The sequence below is a fragment of the Actinoplanes sp. HUAS TT8 genome, assembly GCF_051380535.1.
In the GTDB taxonomy this organism is placed as follows: domain Bacteria; phylum Actinomycetota; class Actinomycetes; order Mycobacteriales; family Micromonosporaceae; genus Actinoplanes.
In genome coordinates this window covers 8,503,174-8,518,410 of the sequence record NZ_CP195646.1, presented here as the reverse complement: position 1 = coordinate 8,518,410, position 15,237 = coordinate 8,503,174, and the positions used below count along the sequence as shown (strand labels likewise).

General features: G+C 70.9%; 13 protein-coding genes. 11 read left to right on the top strand and 2 right to left on the bottom strand.

The genetic code is table 11. The features are described 5' to 3' along the window. Nucleotides 1-46: 46 nt before the first annotated feature. The 9 genes from ybaK (at nt 47) to ACSHV8_RS37660 (ending at nt 11,218) form a co-directional block, all read left to right on the top strand. Nucleotides 47-529, top strand: coding sequence for a Cys-tRNA(Pro) deacylase (gene ybaK / locus ACSHV8_RS37700; protein WP_436523892.1), 483 nt, complete (start codon nt 47-49; stop codon nt 527-529). A gap of 323 nt (nt 530-852) precedes the next feature. Then, entirely contained in the window at nt 853-1,956 is a 1,104-nt protein-coding gene (locus ACSHV8_RS37695; protein WP_436523890.1) for a sugar ABC transporter substrate-binding protein, read from the top strand. Nucleotides 1,957-2,078: 122 nt separating this feature from the next. Then, entirely contained in the window at nt 2,079-2,882 is an 804-nt protein-coding gene (locus ACSHV8_RS37690) for an ATP-binding cassette domain-containing protein (protein ID WP_436523888.1), read from the top strand. Continuing rightward, a complete protein-coding gene (locus ACSHV8_RS37685; RefSeq protein ID WP_436523886.1) occupies nt 2,879-4,141 on the top strand; it encodes a sugar ABC transporter permease in 1,263 nt (420 codons plus the stop codon). The genes ACSHV8_RS37690 and ACSHV8_RS37685 overlap by 4 nt, the downstream gene beginning before the upstream one ends. Before the next feature lie 2 nt (nt 4,142-4,143). Further along, the gene (locus ACSHV8_RS37680) at nt 4,144-5,322 is read left to right on the top strand and encodes an ROK family transcriptional regulator (RefSeq protein WP_436523884.1); all 1,179 of its coding nucleotides are present in this window, start codon (nt 4,144-4,146) and stop codon (nt 5,320-5,322) included. A gap of 46 nt (nt 5,323-5,368) precedes the next feature. Beyond that, entirely contained in the window at nt 5,369-6,310 is a 942-nt protein-coding gene (locus ACSHV8_RS37675) for a hypothetical protein (protein WP_436523882.1), read from the top strand. Continuing rightward, a complete protein-coding gene (locus ACSHV8_RS37670) occupies nt 6,307-7,995 on the top strand; it encodes a M16 family metallopeptidase (protein WP_436523880.1) in 1,689 nt (562 codons plus the stop codon). Before ACSHV8_RS37675 ends, ACSHV8_RS37670 begins: the two co-directional genes overlap by 4 nt. Further along, a complete protein-coding gene (locus tag ACSHV8_RS37665; protein WP_436523878.1) occupies nt 7,995-9,686 on the top strand; it encodes a M16 family metallopeptidase in 1,692 nt (563 codons plus the stop codon). The genes ACSHV8_RS37670 and ACSHV8_RS37665 overlap by 1 nt, the downstream gene beginning before the upstream one ends. 89 nt (nt 9,687-9,775) lie before the next feature. Next, complete coding sequence (locus ACSHV8_RS37660) at nt 9,776-11,218, top strand: molybdopterin-dependent oxidoreductase (RefSeq protein ID WP_436537087.1); 1,443 nt, start codon at nt 9,776-9,778, stop codon at nt 11,216-11,218. A gap of 159 nt (nt 11,219-11,377) precedes the next feature. Here the strand turns inward: ACSHV8_RS37660 and ACSHV8_RS37655 are convergent, their stop codons facing one another. Then, nucleotides 11,378-11,764 (bottom strand): WhiB family transcriptional regulator, encoded by a 387-nt coding sequence (locus tag ACSHV8_RS37655; RefSeq protein WP_014687836.1) that lies wholly within the window; start codon nt 11,762-11,764, stop codon nt 11,378-11,380. 231 nt (nt 11,765-11,995) lie between these two features. Between ACSHV8_RS37655 and ACSHV8_RS37650 the strand changes: the two genes are divergently transcribed. Continuing rightward, the gene (locus tag ACSHV8_RS37650; protein WP_436523876.1) at nt 11,996-12,829 is read left to right on the top strand and encodes a response regulator transcription factor; all 834 of its coding nucleotides are present in this window, start codon (nt 11,996-11,998) and stop codon (nt 12,827-12,829) included. 393 nt (nt 12,830-13,222) lie between these two features. On the opposite strand, the gene ACSHV8_RS37645 is transcribed toward ACSHV8_RS37650, so the two are convergent. Further along, complete coding sequence (locus tag ACSHV8_RS37645; protein ID WP_436537085.1) at nt 13,223-13,618, bottom strand: DUF5319 domain-containing protein; 396 nt, start codon at nt 13,616-13,618, stop codon at nt 13,223-13,225. Nucleotides 13,619-13,737: 119 nt separating this feature from the next. On the opposite strand from ACSHV8_RS37645, the gene guaB reads away from it, so the two are divergent. Then, on the top strand, nt 13,738-15,225 hold the full coding sequence (gene guaB / locus ACSHV8_RS37640) for an IMP dehydrogenase (protein ID WP_436523874.1): 1,488 nt from the start codon (nt 13,738-13,740) through the stop codon (nt 15,223-15,225). Nucleotides 15,226-15,237 lie beyond the last annotated feature (12 nt).

Sequence of the window (15,237 nt, the reverse complement as noted above, 5' to 3'; positions counted from 1 at the left end):
CGAATCGGGGTGAGGTGGAGATCACTCCCGGAGTAGCGTGCGGCGCATGCCGAAGAAGGCGGCCGGCACCCCGGCCACTGTGCTGCTGATCGCGGAGAAGGTGCCACACACCCTGCATCCGTACGAGGTGTCACCGGACGCGCCGAACTACGGCGCCGTCGTCGCGGAGACCCTCGGGGTAGCACCGGAACGGCTGTTCAAGACGCTCGTCGCCGAGGTCGACGGGCGTCTCGTGGTCGGCGTCGTCCCGGTCACCGGTGATCTCGATCTGAAGGCGCTGGCGCACGCCGCCGGCGGCAAGCGGGCGGCCCTGGCCGACCGGGCCGCGGCCGAGCGCAGCAGTGGCTACGTGCGCGGCGGCATCAGTCCGCTGGGTCAGCGCAGGCAACTGCCCACAGTGATCGACAAGTCGGCCGAGGAACTTGACCTGATGTATGTCTCGGCGGGACGCCGCGGTCTGCAGGTCTCCCTGGCGCCGGCTGACCTGATCCGGTTGACCAGCGCGACCGTTGCGGTGATCAGAAGCTGACATGACGTCCCGGTGATGTCCGCCGGGAGCCTCCGATGTTTCGTCGTGATCTCACGCAGAGTCACCCCGCGTGCCGGGATTCACGACTTTCCGGGGCAGGTCATGCGTGTTCGGGTTCAGTCGTGTTGCTGGATTGTTATCCAGCGTTACGAGATAGATCTCCGCAGTGCCTTGTGTTCTAGGCCACCACCGGAATACGTTGCCGGGCACAACAAACCGGTTCCTGATCCATCGGCGCCCAGGGGAGCGACACTCCCAGGCACGCACCACCCCTGACAAATCCGAACGAAGGCCCGGATTTACCCCCCGAAAGGACATACGGAATGCGTAAGGGACTGTTCGCCCTTGCCGCGGTCGGCCTCCTGGCCACCGGAAGCATGGCTGCCTGTGGCGACGACAAGGGCAGCGACACCGGTTCCGCCGGTAACTCCAGCAAGACCGGCAAGGTCGGCGTGATCCTGCCCGACACCAAGAGCTCGGCTCGCTGGGAGACGGCGGACCTCAAGTACCTGACCGACGCGTTCAAGGCCGCCGGCGTCGACGCCGACATCAAGAACGCCCAGGGCGACAAGGCTTCCTTCCAGACCATCGCCGACGGGATGATCCAGGAGGGCGTCAAGGTCCTCATCATCGTCAACCTGGACGCCGGTACCGGCAAGAACGTGCTGGACAACGCCAAGAAGGCCGGCATCGCGACGATCGATTACGACCGTCTGACGCCGGGTGGCGGCGCGAACTACTACGTCTCCTTCGACAACGTCGAGGTCGGGAAGCTGCAGGGTCAGGGCCTGGTCGACTGCCTGACCGCCGCGAACGTGACCAAGCCGTACATCGCCGAGCTCAACGGCTCGCCGACCGACAACAACGCCACGCTGTTCAAGCAGGGCTACGACTCGGTCCTGCAGCCGAAGTACGACTCGGGCGACTACCTCAAGGGCCCGGACGACTCGGTGCCGGAGTGGGACAACGCCAAGGGCGGCACCATCTTCGAGCAGCAGCTCACCAAGCAGCCGAAGATCGCGGGCGTGCTCGCCGCCAACGACGGCCTCGGTAACGCGGCCATCGAGGTGCTGAAGAAGAACAAGCTGAACGGCAAGATCCCGGTGACCGGCCAGGACGCGACCGTGCAGGGTCTTCAGAACATCCTCGCCGGTGACCAGTGCATGACGGTCTACAAGGCGATCAAGAAGGAGGCCGACGCGGCCGCCGAGCTGGCCGTCGCGCTCGCCAAGAGCCAGACGCCGACCACCGCGACCGGCACCACCGAGGACCCGACCACCAAGGCCAGCGTCCCGTCCGTGCTGCTGAAGCCGGAGTCGATCACCAAGGCGAACGTCAAGGCGGTCGTCGACGACGGCTTCGTGACCAAGGCCGAGCTCTGCACCGCGGCCTTCGCCGCGGCCTGCACCGCTGCCGGCATCAGCTGATCTAGCAGCAGCAACACCGCTTGAACCGGCGACGGCGCCGCTCACGCAACTGACGTGGGCGGCGCCTGAGTCGGTTCAGGCGGTCCCCGAACGGCCGGTCACCGAACGAAGGAGAAACATCCGTGGCCGCGACACCCCTTTTGGAGCTGCGCGGGATCGACAAGAGCTTCGGTCCCGTACAGGTCCTGCACGATGTCGAACTGAGCGTCTACCCCGGCGAGGTGACCGCCCTGGTCGGCGACAACGGCGCCGGCAAGTCGACGCTGGTCAAGTGCATCAGTGGCATCTACCCGATCGACTCGGGCACGGTGACTTTCGACGGCAAGCAGGTCTCGATCCACAGCCCCCGCGAGGCCGCCGAGCTCGGTATCGAGGTCGTCTACCAGGACCTCGCGCTCTGCGACAACCTGGACATCGTCCAGAACATGTTCCTCGGCCGGGAGAAGGTCCGCGGCATCGTCCTGGACGAGCCGACCATGGAGCAGATGGCCGGTGAGACCCTGGCCAGCCTCTCGGTGCGCACCGTCAAGTCGCTGCGCCAGCTGGTCGCCAGCCTCTCCGGTGGTCAGCGCCAGACCGTGGCGATCGCCAAGGCCGTTCTGTGGAACAGCAAGGTCGTCATCCTCGACGAGCCGACCGCCGCCCTCGGTGTCGCCCAGACGGCCCAGGTGCTGGAGCTGGTCCGCCGACTGGCCGACAACGGCCTCGGCGTGGTCCTGATCTCGCACAACATGAACGACGTCTTCGCGGTCTCCGACCACATCGCCGCGCTCTACCTGGGCCGGATGGCCGCGCAGGTGAAGGCCAGCGACGTCACGCACTCGCAGGTCGTCGAGCTGATCACCGGCGGGCGCAGCGGCAACCTGGGCCTCCCGCCGGAGAAGCCCACCGACTTCGTCGACATCACGCCTGGAGCGGACCAGTGACCACCACACCCACGCTTGAGACCGCCGGTGGCGTCAAGGTAGTCAAGCCCACCGTCGGCAGCCACGTCCGCGATTACATCGGCCGGATCCGGGGCGGCGACCTCGGTGCCCTGCCCGCGGTCCTGGGCCTGGTCATCCTGGTGGCGATCTTCGGAAGCGCCCGTAGCGACACGTTCTTCAGTGCCGGCAACTTCGCGAACCTGTTCAACCAGGCCGCCGGCGTCATCATGATCGCGATGGGCCTGATCTTCGTCCTGCTGCTGGGCGAGATCGACCTGTCGGCCGGTTTCACCGCCGGTCTGTGCGGCGCGGTGATGGCGGTCCTGCTCACCGAGCACGGTCAGTCCGGCTGGGTCGCGCTGCCGGCCGCCCTGCTCACCGGCGTCGTGATCGGCCTGGTGCTGGGCTTCCTGGTGTCGAAGGTCGGCATCCCGTCGTTCGTCGTCACCCTGGCCGCCTTCCTGGCCTTCCAGGGCATCCTGCTGGTGCTGCTGGGCGAGGGCAAGAACATCTCGATCCCGGACGGCTTCATCAAGTCGCTGAACAAGGACAGCCTTCCGGTCGCGTGGAGCTGGGGTCTCGCGGTCGCCGCGGTCGTCGTCTTCGCGCTGGTCCAGTTCCTGCGGCACCGCGGCCGGGCCGCCCGTGGCCTGGTCACCGAGCCGATCGGCATCATCCTGCTGCGCGTGGGCGGCATCGCCGCGCTGCTGCTGATCTCGACCGCGATCCTGACCCAGGAGCGGGCCATCAACCCGGCGATCGCCACGCTCAAGGGCGTCCCGATCGCGGCGCCGGTGATCGGTGGCTTCCTGGTGCTCTGGACGTTCGTCCTGGGCCGCACCACGTACGGCCGGCACGTCTACGCCGTCGGTGGCAACGCCGAGGCCGCCCGTCGCGCCGGTATCCCGGTCGACCGGATCCGCATCTCGGTCTTCGTGATCGGCTCGTTCATGGCCTCGGTCGGCGGCATCATGCTGGTCAGCCGGGCCGGCTCGGTCGACCCGAACACCGGTGGCAGCAGCACCCTGCTCTACGCCGTCGGCGCCGCCGTGATCGGTGGCACCAGCCTCTTCGGCGGCAAGGGCAAGGTGATCCACGCCGTGATCGGTGGCGCGGTGATCGCGGTCATCGACAACGGCATGTTCCTGATGGACTTCTCGTCCGGTACCCGTTACATCTTCACCGGCGTCATCCTGCTCATCGCCGCCGGCGTCGACGCGCTGGCCCGGCGCCGGGCCGCCGCCACGGGCAACCGGTAACGATGCGCGCAGGCCCCAGCCAGGAAGAGGTTCGCCGGCACAATCTCGGGACACTGCTGCGGTACGTCCACGTACACGGCGCCACGTCCCGGGCGGAGCTCACCACCCGGCTCGGCCTCAACCGCAGCACCATCGGGGCACTCACCGCCGAGCTGATCAGCGCTGGTCTGGTCAGCGAGGCGGTGCCGAAGGAGACCGGCCGGGCCGGGCGACCGTCACTGGTCGTCCGGCCCGAGTCGGAGACGGTTTTCGCGTACGCGCTCAGCATCGAGGTGGATCGCCTCCGCGCGGCCCGGGTCGGGCTGGGCGGGCAGATCCTGGAGCAGTACGAGACCGTCCGGCCGCCCGGGATGAGCGCGGACGAGGCGGTCGAGCCGCTGGCCCGGTTCGTCCGGGCGATGCACGACCAGGTCGGCGACGACGCCCGCTGCGTGGGCAGCGGGCTCGCGGTGGCCGGCATGGTCCGGCGCGAGGACGGCATGGTCCGGCTCGCCCCGACCATCGGCTGGGTCGAGGAGCCGGTCGGGGCCGCCCTGCGGGCCGAACTGGGCGCGCCCGGCACGCTGAGCATCGGCAACCACGCCGACGTCTGCGCGCTCGCCGAGCACGCCCGGGGCGCGGCCGTGGGCTGCGACAACGTCATCTACCTGTACGGCGACGTCGGCGTGGGCGCCGGCATCGTGGCCGGCGGCCGACGGGTCACCGGCCACGGCGGGTACGGTGGCGAGGTCGGCCACATGGTGGTCAACCCGTACGGACGGCCGTGCGACTGCGGTTCGCGCGGCTGCTGGGAGACCGAGATCGGCGAGCACGCGCTGCTGCGCCTGTCCGGGCGCGAGGGCCGGACCGGCCGGGACGTGGTGCTCGAGGTCGTCGACGCCGCGGTCCGCGGGGACAGTCAGGCCCAGCACGCGCTGCGGCACGTCGGCGACTGGATCGGTTTCGGCGTCGGCAACCTGGTCAACATCTTCAACCCGGAGGTGGTGATCTTCGGCGGCACGCTGCGCGACGTGTACCTGGTCGCGGCCGCCCAGATCCGCAGCCGGCTCAACGCGGTCGGGCTGCCGGCCTGCCGCGAGCACGTCCGGCTGCGCACTCCCGAGCTCGGCGCCGATGCGGCCCTGATCGGGGCGGCCGAGCTGGCGTTCGACCGACTGCTCGACGATCCTCTGGTCTCCTGATCACCCGGGACGCACGGATCGCTCCGGAAGTTCTATGCTGCCGCGCATGCCCCCGCACCACCCGGTACTGGACCCCGCCGCCGCGTACCCGAAGATCGCCGAACTTCGCTCTTTCCTGGACGCCCGGGACTGGGCCGCCGCCCGGACCCTTCTCGATGCCGCCGAGCCGGTCGAGCGTGACTCGCTGATCAGGGCCGGTGGTGAGGGCGCCGGTCGGGAGGAGTTCCTGCGCGGCGTGCTGCGCGACGATCCGGACGACAGCGCCGCCGGCGCGATGCTCGGCCAGCACCTGATCGACGAGGCCTGGAAGATCCGGACCGGATACCGGGCGACGCACGTCAGCCGGCAGCAGTTCGCCGGTTTCCACGAGTTGCTGCGCAAGGCCGAGATCGTGCTGATCGACGCGGCCGCGCGCACCCCGGCCGAGCCGGCGCTCTGGACGGCCCGGGTGACCAGTGCCCGCGGGCTGGAGCTGGGCCAGGCCGAGTCCCGGCGCCGCTACGACCGGCTGGCCGAGGTCGCCCCGCACCACCTCCCGGCCCAGCGGCAGCTTCTGCAGAATTTCTGTCCGAAGTGGAGCGGATCGTGGGAGAAGGTGCACGCGTTCGCCCGGGAGGCGGCCGGCGCCGTGCCGCCCGGCGCCCACAACGCGGTGCTGATTCCCGAGGTGCACCTGGAGCACTGGCTGGACCTGAGCGCCCCGGCCGACCTCGCCTACCTGCGGTCGGACGCGGTGCGCAACGAGCTGTACGAGGCCGCCCGCCGTTCCGTCTGGCACCCCGAGTTCCGCCGCACCCACGGCTGGGTCGCCGTGATGAGCACCTTCGCCGCCGTGTTCGCCCTGCTGGAGGACATGCCGGCGGTCGGCTCGCTGTTCACCGCCATGGGCGACCTGGCCACCGAGTGGCCGTGGCAGTACATCGGTGACCCGGTCACGGTGATCGGCAAGTACCGGGCCCGCGCGTTGCCGGCCGGGAGCCCCGCATGATCACCCAGATCGAGGTGGACGGCGTGCCCGCCGTGCTGGCCCCGACCACCGGCCCGATGCACGCCGGCCTGGTCTTCCGGGTCGGGGTGGCCGACGAGACGCTGCCGCTGCGCGGCCTCACCCGCCTGGTCGAGCACCTCGCGCTGGACGGGCTCGGTACCGCCGACCAGCAGCACAACGGCATGACCGGCGCCGAGCACACGTTCTTCCACGTGCAGGGCACGGCCGACGAGATCACCGCGTTCCTGGGTGCGGTCTGCGACGCGCTGCGCGAGCCCGACCCGGCCCGCCTGGCCCGCGCCCGGGAACGGCTGCGGGCCGACGACCGGGGCAACGACCCGCTCGCCCTGTGGCGGCACGGCGCCCGCGACTTCGGCCTGACCGGTTACCCCGAGTGGGGTCTCGACCGGATCGGCGAGACCGAGCTGCGGGACTGGATCGCGCGGTACTTCACCCGGGAGAACGCTGCCCTCTGGGTGGCCGGCGACCAGGTGCCGGCCGGGCTCAAGCTGCTCCTGCCCGGCGGGGAACGGCAGCCGGCCCGCACACCCTCCTCGGCGCTGCCGAGCAGCCCGGCCTGGTTCACCGGCGCCGACAGCGACGTGGCCTGGGACGCGGTGGTGCCCCGGGAGTCGCGGGCCGCGGTCCTGGCCAACGTGCTGGAACGAAAGATGTTCCGGGAGCTGCGGCAGCACGACGGCATCTCGTACACGGTCCGTACCGACTACCAGCCGCGGGCCGGCGGGACCGCGCGGATCGTCGCCTACGCCGACGCGCTCCCGGAGAAGCGCGAGGCGGCCCTCGGCGGCCTGGTCGACCTGCTGGCCGCCATGCGCGTCGGCCGGATCGACCCGGACGACGTGTCCACCGTGATCACGCTTACCGCGGAGGGTCTGGCCGAGGCCGACACCCGCGGCGGGCGGCTGCCCGGGCTGGCGTTCAACCTGCTCGCCGGGCGGGAGCTGAAGGACCTGGACGAGGCCGTCGCCGAGGTGCGCGGGGTGACCGTCGCCGACGTGGCCGAGGTGGCGGTGACCGCGTACGACGCCGGGCTGCTGATGACTCCGGCCGGCACCACCGGCGACTGGGCCGGCTACACGGCCGCGCCCACCCACTCCGAGTCGGCCGTCGAGGGCCGGGTGCACCGGGCGATCCGCGACCGGCGGCATCACCTGGTCAGCGGCCCGGACGGGGTGAGCCACGTGATCGGGGGCGAGGCCGCGACGGTCCGCTACGAGGAGGCCGTGACCGTGCTGGCCTGGCCGGACGGCGCCCGGCAGCTGATCGGGCCGGACGCCATCGTGGCCCGGATCGAGCCGTCGCTGTTCCGCGACGCCGCCGCGGTGATCCGGGAGGTGGACACGCGCGTGCCGGCCGGGCTGCGGATCGAGATGCCGGCCCGCGATCCGGAGCGGGTGCCGCAGCCGCCGCCCCGGCCCGAGCTGGGTCTACGGGAGCGGATCCGGCCGTACTTCATAGTTCTGGTCTTCATTCCTTTCGGTCTTCTCCTGCTCACCGGGGCGATATACGGGCTCTGGCAGGTGATGAACGACCGGCCGTTCACCGGGGACGGCACCGGCAAGGACCTCGTGGTCGTCTGCGGCAGCATTCTGATCGTCGGGGTGTTGATCCGGCTCGTCCGGTCGGGCGTGCGCGAGCTGCGGGAACGGTGGGCGAACCGCTGATGATCAGGCGACTCGAGGTTGACGGGGTGCCCACGCTGCTCGCCCCGACCACCGGCCCGATGCACGCCGGCCTGGCGTTCCGGGTCGGCCTGGCCGACGAGCCGCTGACCCGGCGCGGCATCACGCACCTGGTCGAGCACCTGGCGCTGTACTCGTTCGGGGTGGCCGACTACCACTACAACGGCGCGACCGGGGTGGAGCACACCTACTTCCACATGCGCGGCGCCGAGGCCGACATCGTCAAGTTCCTCAACGGGGTCTGCGCCGGCCTGCGGGATCTGCCGATGCAGCGCCTGGAGGTGGAGAAGGAGATCCTGCGCACCGAGGAGAACGGGCGCGGCGAGGCGGCCACCGACGGTCTCGCGCTGTGGCGGTACGGCGCCCGGGACTACGGCATGCCGGCCTACCCCGAGTGGGGCCTGACCGGGCTCACCCCGGCCGACCTGCAGGCCTGGGTGGCGCACTGGTTCACCCGGGAGAACGCGGCGCTCTGGATCGCCGGTCCGGACGTCCCGGCCGGGCTGCGGCTGGCGCTGCCGTCCGGTGCGCGCCGCCCGGCGCCCCGGCCGTCGTCGGCCCTCCCGGTGCGGCCCGCCTTCTTCCACGGGCCGGCCAACGTGGTCGCCTGGAATGCCGTGGTGCCCCGCCGTCCGGCCGCTTCGATCTTCACCGGTGTGCTGGAGCGTGCGCTGTTCCGCTCGCTGCGCCAGGAGAGCGGGCTGTCCTACACCGTGCAGACCGACTACGACCCGCGCGGCGACGGCACCGCCGTACTGACCGCGCTGGCCGACGCGCTGCCCGAGAAGCAGGACGCGGTGCTCGGCGGCTTCGTCGACGTGCTGGCCGAGGCCCGCGCCGGCCGGATCGACCCGGCCGAGGTGACCGCCGTGGTCAACCAGCGCTGCGAGGACCTGACCCGCGCCGACGAGGTCGGTGCCCGCCTGCCCGGGCTGGCGTTCGGCCTGCTCGCCGGGCGCGCGCCGCAGAGCGTCGACGAGGTGCTGGCCGAGCTGCGGGCGGTCACCCCGGCCGAGGTGGCCGAGGTGGGCCGGCTCGCGGTCGAGGACGGGCTGCTGATGACGCCGGGACGGACGACGGCCGACTGGGCCGGTTACGCCGCGGCGCCGGACAGTTCGCCCGAGGCGGTTCCGGGGACCTCGTACGCCTCGCTGGACCGTCCCGAACGGCGGCTGATCGCCGGCGAGCACGGGGTCAGCGCGGTCGACCCGGAGACGGTGGTGACGGTCCGGTTCGACCGCTGCGCCGCCGTGCTGACCTGGCCCGACGGTGCCCGCCGGTTCGTCGGCGAGGACGGCATCCAGGTGCACGTCGAGCCGACCCTGATCGGCCACGGGCACGCGGTCGTGGCCGCGCTGGACAGCCGGGTGCGCCCGGAGCTGCGGGTCGCCATGCCGCCGCGCGACCCGTCCCGGATCCCGGTTCCCCGCCCGCCCGCGATGCCGGTGCCGGCGGCCGCTCCGGCGAGCCGGGGCGCGCTGATCGCCGGGCTGATCGGCCTGGCCGTGGTCATCCTGCTCTGCGGCGGGCTGGGCCTGCTGATGAGCCTGGACGCGATGGTGGACTCCGAGGACCGGGGTTACGGGATCGGCATCGCCGTGGTCAGTCTCGGTCTCGCCGCCGCGGCCGGGTATGGCGTGTATCGCCTTACGAAACGCTTACGGCGCAGCTGAATCCCAGTTTCGCGAGGCAGGATGGCGCGGTGAGAACAACGTTGCGGGCCGGGCTGTCCGGGGTCGCGGCGGCCGCGGCCGCGCTGGGCCTGGCCGAGCTGCTCGCGGTCTTCGCCGGGGCGCGCTCGGCTCCCCTGGTGGCGGTCGGTGGCGTCGTCGTCGACCACGTGCCGCCCGGGGTGAAGGATTTCGCCATCGCGGTGTTCGGCACCCACGACAAGACGGCGCTGCTGACCGGGACGGCGATCCTGCTGGGCGTCTACGCGTTCGGGGTGGGCCTGCTGGCCGTCCGCCGATGGCCGCTCGCGGTCGGCGGGATCGTGCTGTTCGGCCTGGTCGGTGTCGCCGCCGCGGTGACCCGTCCGGGCGCCGGCATCGCGTCCGGGATCCCGTCGGTGGTCGGCGCGGCGGCCGCCGTGTGGGTGCTGCGCCACCTGCTGGGGGTCGCCTCGGTCCCCGACGACGATCTGGTCGAGGGCCGGCGCACCTTCCTCAAACAGGTCGGGATCGTCGGCGCGGTCGCGGTGGCCGGCGGGGTGGCCGGTCGCTGGCTGACCTCGCGCGGCGCCGCCACCGAGGCCCGCAAGGATCTGACGCTGCCGGCCGCGGGTGAGCCGGCCCCGGTCGTCCCGGCCGGTGCCCAGGTCCAGGGCGCGGTGCCCTACGTGACGCCGAACGACGACTTCTACCGCATCGACACCGCCCTGATCTCCCCGCAGGTCGACCCGGCCACCTGGACCCTCAAGATCCACGGCATGGTTCGCAACCCGATCACGATCACCTGGGCCGAGCTGCTCCAACGCCCGATGGTCGAGCGTTATGTGACGCTTGCCTGCGTCTCCAACGAGGTCGGCGGCGACCTGATCGGCAACGCGCTGTGGCTCGGCACGCCGATCAAGGCCCTGCTCGACGAGGCGGATCCGCTGCCCGGGGCCGACCAGGTGGTGCAGCGGTCGACCGACGGCTGGACGTGCGGCACGCCGACCGCGGTGCTGCGGGACGGGCGGGACGCGCTGCTGGCGGTCGGGATGAACGGCGAGCCGCTGCCGGTCGAGCACGGCTTCCCGGTCCGGATGATCGTTCCCGGACTCTACGGGTACGTCTCGGCCTGCAAGTGGATCACCGAGATCGAGCTCACCCGATTCGCCGACTTCGACGCCTACTGGGTGCCGCGAGGCTGGGCGGCCCAGGGCCCGATCAAGACCGAGTCCCGCATCGACACGCCCCGCGACGGCGCCAAGCGCGACGCCGGGCCGGTCGTCGTGGCCGGCGTGGCCTGGGCTCAGCATCGAGGCATCGCCAAGGTCGAGGTGCAGGTCGACGACGGTGCCTGGGAGACGGCGGCGCTGGCCCCGGCGGTCTCCGACGACACCTGGCGGCAGTGGACGCACACCTGGCCGGCCACGTCCGGGCGGCACGTCCTGAGGGTGCGGGCGACCGATCTGGACGGTTACACGCAGACGTCCGACCTCGCTGATCCGGCCCCCGACGGGGCGACCGGATGGCATGAGGTGACGGTCTCCGTCAGCTAGTTGAAAGCCGCACTTTCGGTCCGACTCGAAAACGCAAGTCGCTCATACGGTGGGTTGCATGTCCACCAATGCGGTTGAAGAACCGCTGAACCACTCGACACGGTCCCCCGGGGAGGACCGTGTCGCCAGTCGTGTGGTGATGCCGCGTGCCGGGCGTTCTCAGGCCGCCGGTGCCTGCCGCTGTGCGGGCACCGCCGATTTGTGGGGCCGGCCGAGGCGTGCCTCGAGCCGGGCCAGGTCGACTCGTCCGTGACGATCGGCCAGATCCTCCCAGCCGACCGCGAGCAGCCGCAGCCGCTCCGATTCGCTGAAACCTCCCCACACCCCGTACGGCTCGCGCACCGCGAGGGCGTGGGCGGCGCACTCGGCCCGTACCGGGCAGGCGCCGCACATCGTCTTGGCTTTCGCCTCGCGGCGATTGCGGGACGACCCGCGCTCACCGTCGGGGTGGAAGAACTGCGCACTGTCCCGGCCCCGGCAAAGTCCCAGTCGCTGCCAGTCCCAGAGGTCGGCGATCGGACCGGGCAGCCTGCGAACGTTCGACATCAACACCCTCCTCACCGCGCGGCACCGCGGATTGGTCGACATGGGGGCCAAAGACCGGCCTCACGCGGGTGTACCCCGGCGAAAGCCGGCTCACACGCAACATGTCGATGTCTCTCCGAGCGCAGTGGCAAAGTAGGGGCAAGTCATACCTTTCTTTCCCGTTTTTTCCATCTAAAGCGCGTAATGCTGCGGCCCTCGCGTGATCTCCTCTGAGAGAGAAGGAGGATCACTGTGCGTACCGTCCTCGTGTGCGTCCGAACCCCGCTGGCGGCCCAAACCGTCGCGTCGACCGCGGCCCGGCTCGGCATGACCGGCGTCGTCCGGACCGCGGTCAGCGAGACCGAGGCCATGATCCGACTGGCGGAACGGCCGGCCGAAGTGGTCCTGGCCGACACCGCCGTGACCCGACCCGACAGCGTCGGTTTCACCCGGCGCGTACTCGCCCGCGCCCCCCAGGCGCAGGTGGTGCTCTTCGGTGCTGAAGACCCCCGGGTGGCGGCGGCGGCCGTCGCCGCCGGCGCCCGCGGTGTCATCCGCGGCGTCGAGCACGACCTCGTCAGCGTCGTAGCCAAGGCGCTGCTCCTGCTGCTGTTGCCGGTGCGCCCGCAGGGCATGCCGATCAACGGCAACGCGCAGCCGGCCACCGTGGCCGGTGGGATGCGCAACAACAACTCACCCGCAACCCGTGGGCAGTACGGGATGGGGGTCGGCGCGCCCAACGCGGCCGCCGTCCCGGCCATGCTGCCCAACTCGCCGATGGTCCCGGCGCAGCGCGGCGACGCCCCGATCGACCCGGCCACCGGCCGGCCGATGGTGGCCTGGCCGGGCAACGAGGTCGGGATGGGCGACGCCCAGCCGGCCGGCCGGCGGCTCACGCTGACCGAGCGTGAGCTGCAGGTCCTGCGGGGGATGGCGGACGGCAAGAGCAACGCCGAGATCGGCCGCGAGCTGTTCGTCTCCGAGGACACGGTCAAGACCCACGCCCGCCGCTTGTTCCGCAAGCTCGGCGCGCGCGACCGCGCTCACGCGGTGGCCGCCGGTTTCCGGGCGGGCCTGGTCGCCTGAGTCACACAGCCGGTGAGGGGATGTCCCTCACCGGCTGCCTCAACCCAAGATCAAATTCTTCATTGCCTATGTCCGCCGGGGTGCAGACCGTCGCTCCCGCGGGGACCCTTCCGGGCTGAGCAGGGCGCTGGCGCGCCCAGAACGCTCAGCCCGCAAGGGCGGCGTCCGCTGTTGGTCGCGGTCAAGGCAACAAACCCGTCGACCGGTCACGCTCGGAGCCGAGTCCGGCGGTCGGGTGGGTCTGTTGCTCTGACCGCAACCAACCGACCACGTCGCCCTGGAGGGTTTCGCGTTCTGGGCGCGCCAGCGCCCTGCGAAGCCCGGAAGGGTCCCCGCGGGAGCGGCGGTCTGTACCCCGGCGGACCTGGGACATGAAGATCTCGAAGTTGATCTTCAGTCGTCGTCGGAGCCCTCGGTGAGGGTGTCGTGTACGCCATCGGCGTAACCGCGGGCATATTCCCACGTCACGTAGTGATCGGGGTCGGGGTCGTAGGCCGGCTCGTGCACGCGCGGGCGGCCGCTGCTCAGCAGGTGGCGCAGGTTGCCGCGGAGCAGGTCCCAGTCGAAGTAGTGCGGCTCGTGACAGTCCTCGCACTCGATGACCAGCCCGCGGATTCCCGTCGGGCTCAGTAAGGCCTGGTAGATCTCCAGGTCGGAGAGATCCTCCAAGACGTCCTGCCGCTCTTCCTCGGTCAGCGGTTCGTTCTCGGCGTCCTCGTTGAGGTCGTCGAGTTCCGCGGCCGGGTCGGCGGGGTCGCCGTTGAACGGGTCGATCGGCTCTTCTTGCACCCCCATACCGTACTCACCTCCCGGGGGAGTGTGCTGGCCCGCACGTTCTGTCCGCCGCCAGGGTGCCCCGTCCGGGATGGGTAGGATGATGAACTCCGCCTCTTGTCTAGGGATGATCTGTGGAAACTGACAGCGCTCGCACTGTTCCCCTCGGTCTGACTTTCGACGACGTGCTGCTGCAGCCCGGCGAGTCGGACGTGGTTCCGAGCCGGGTCAACACGGTCACGCGTCTGACGCGCAACGTCGAGCTGTCCATTCCGCTGCTCTCGGCCGGCATGGACACCGTCACCGAGGCGCGGATGGCGATCGCCATGGCCCGCCAGGGCGGCATCGGCGTGCTGCACCGCAACCTCTCGGTGGAGGACCAGGCGGCCCAGGTCGACCTGGTGAAGCGCTCCGAGTCCGGCATGATCACCAACCCGATCACCTGCGGGCCGGACGACACCCTCCGCCAGGTCGACGCCCTGTGCGGGCGGTACCGGATCTCCGGCGCCCCGGTCGTCGACGGCAACGGCGTGCTGGTCGGCATCGTCACCAACCGGGACATGCGCTTCGTCAGCGACCTGGACGCCAAGGTCCGCGACGTGATGACCAAGGCCCCGCTGATCACCGCCCGGGTCGGGGTGAGCAAGGACGAGGCGCTCGAACTGCTGGCCAAGCACAAGGTGGAGAAGCTGCCGCTGGTCGACGAGGGCGGTCACCTGCGCGGCCTGATCACCGTGAAGGACTTCACCAAGTCCGAGCAGTTCCCCAACGCGGCCAAGGACCCGCAGGGCCGCCTGCGCGTGGCCGCCGCTGTCGGGGTCGGTGACGACTCCTACAAGCGGGCCCGCGCCCTGGTCGACGCCGGCGTCGACGTGGTGATCGTGGACACCGCCCACGGCCACCAGCGGGCCGTGCTGGAGATGGTCGCCCGGCTGAAGAAGGATGTGACGGTCGACATCGTCGGCGGCAACATCGCGACCTACGCGGGCGCCAAGGCCCTGGTCGAGGCCGGCGCCGACGCGGTCAAGGTCGGTGTCGGCCCCGGCGCGATCTGCACCACCCGGATCGTCGCGGGCGTGGGTGTGCCGCAGATAACGGCGATCATGGAGGCGACCCGGGCCTGTGCTCCGGCCGGCGTGCCGGTGATCGGCGACGGCGGTATTCAGTACAGCGGCGACATCGCCAAGGCGATCGTGGCCGGCGCCAGCACGGTGATGTTGGGCAGCCTGCTGGCCGGCTCCGAGGAGAGCCCCGGCGAGCTGATCTTCATGAACGGCAAGCAGTTCAAGTCGTACCGGGGGATGGGCTCGCTCGGCGCGATGCAGTCGCGCGGTCAGGCCAAGTCCTACTCCAAGGACCGCTATTTCCAGCAGGATGTGAACGAGGACAAGCTGGTGCCCGAGGGCGTCGAGGGTCAGGTGCCCTATCGTGGTCCTCTGTCCAGGGTGGCGCACCAGCTGATCGGCGGGCTGCGCGCGGCCATGGGCTACGTGGGTGCGGAAACCATCCCCGACCTGCAGGAGCGGGGACAGCTCATCCGGATCACGGCGGCCGGGCTCAAGGAGTCCCACCCGCACGACATCCAGATGACGGTAGAGGCCCCGAACTACCACTCCCGTTAAGAGGAACCCGGA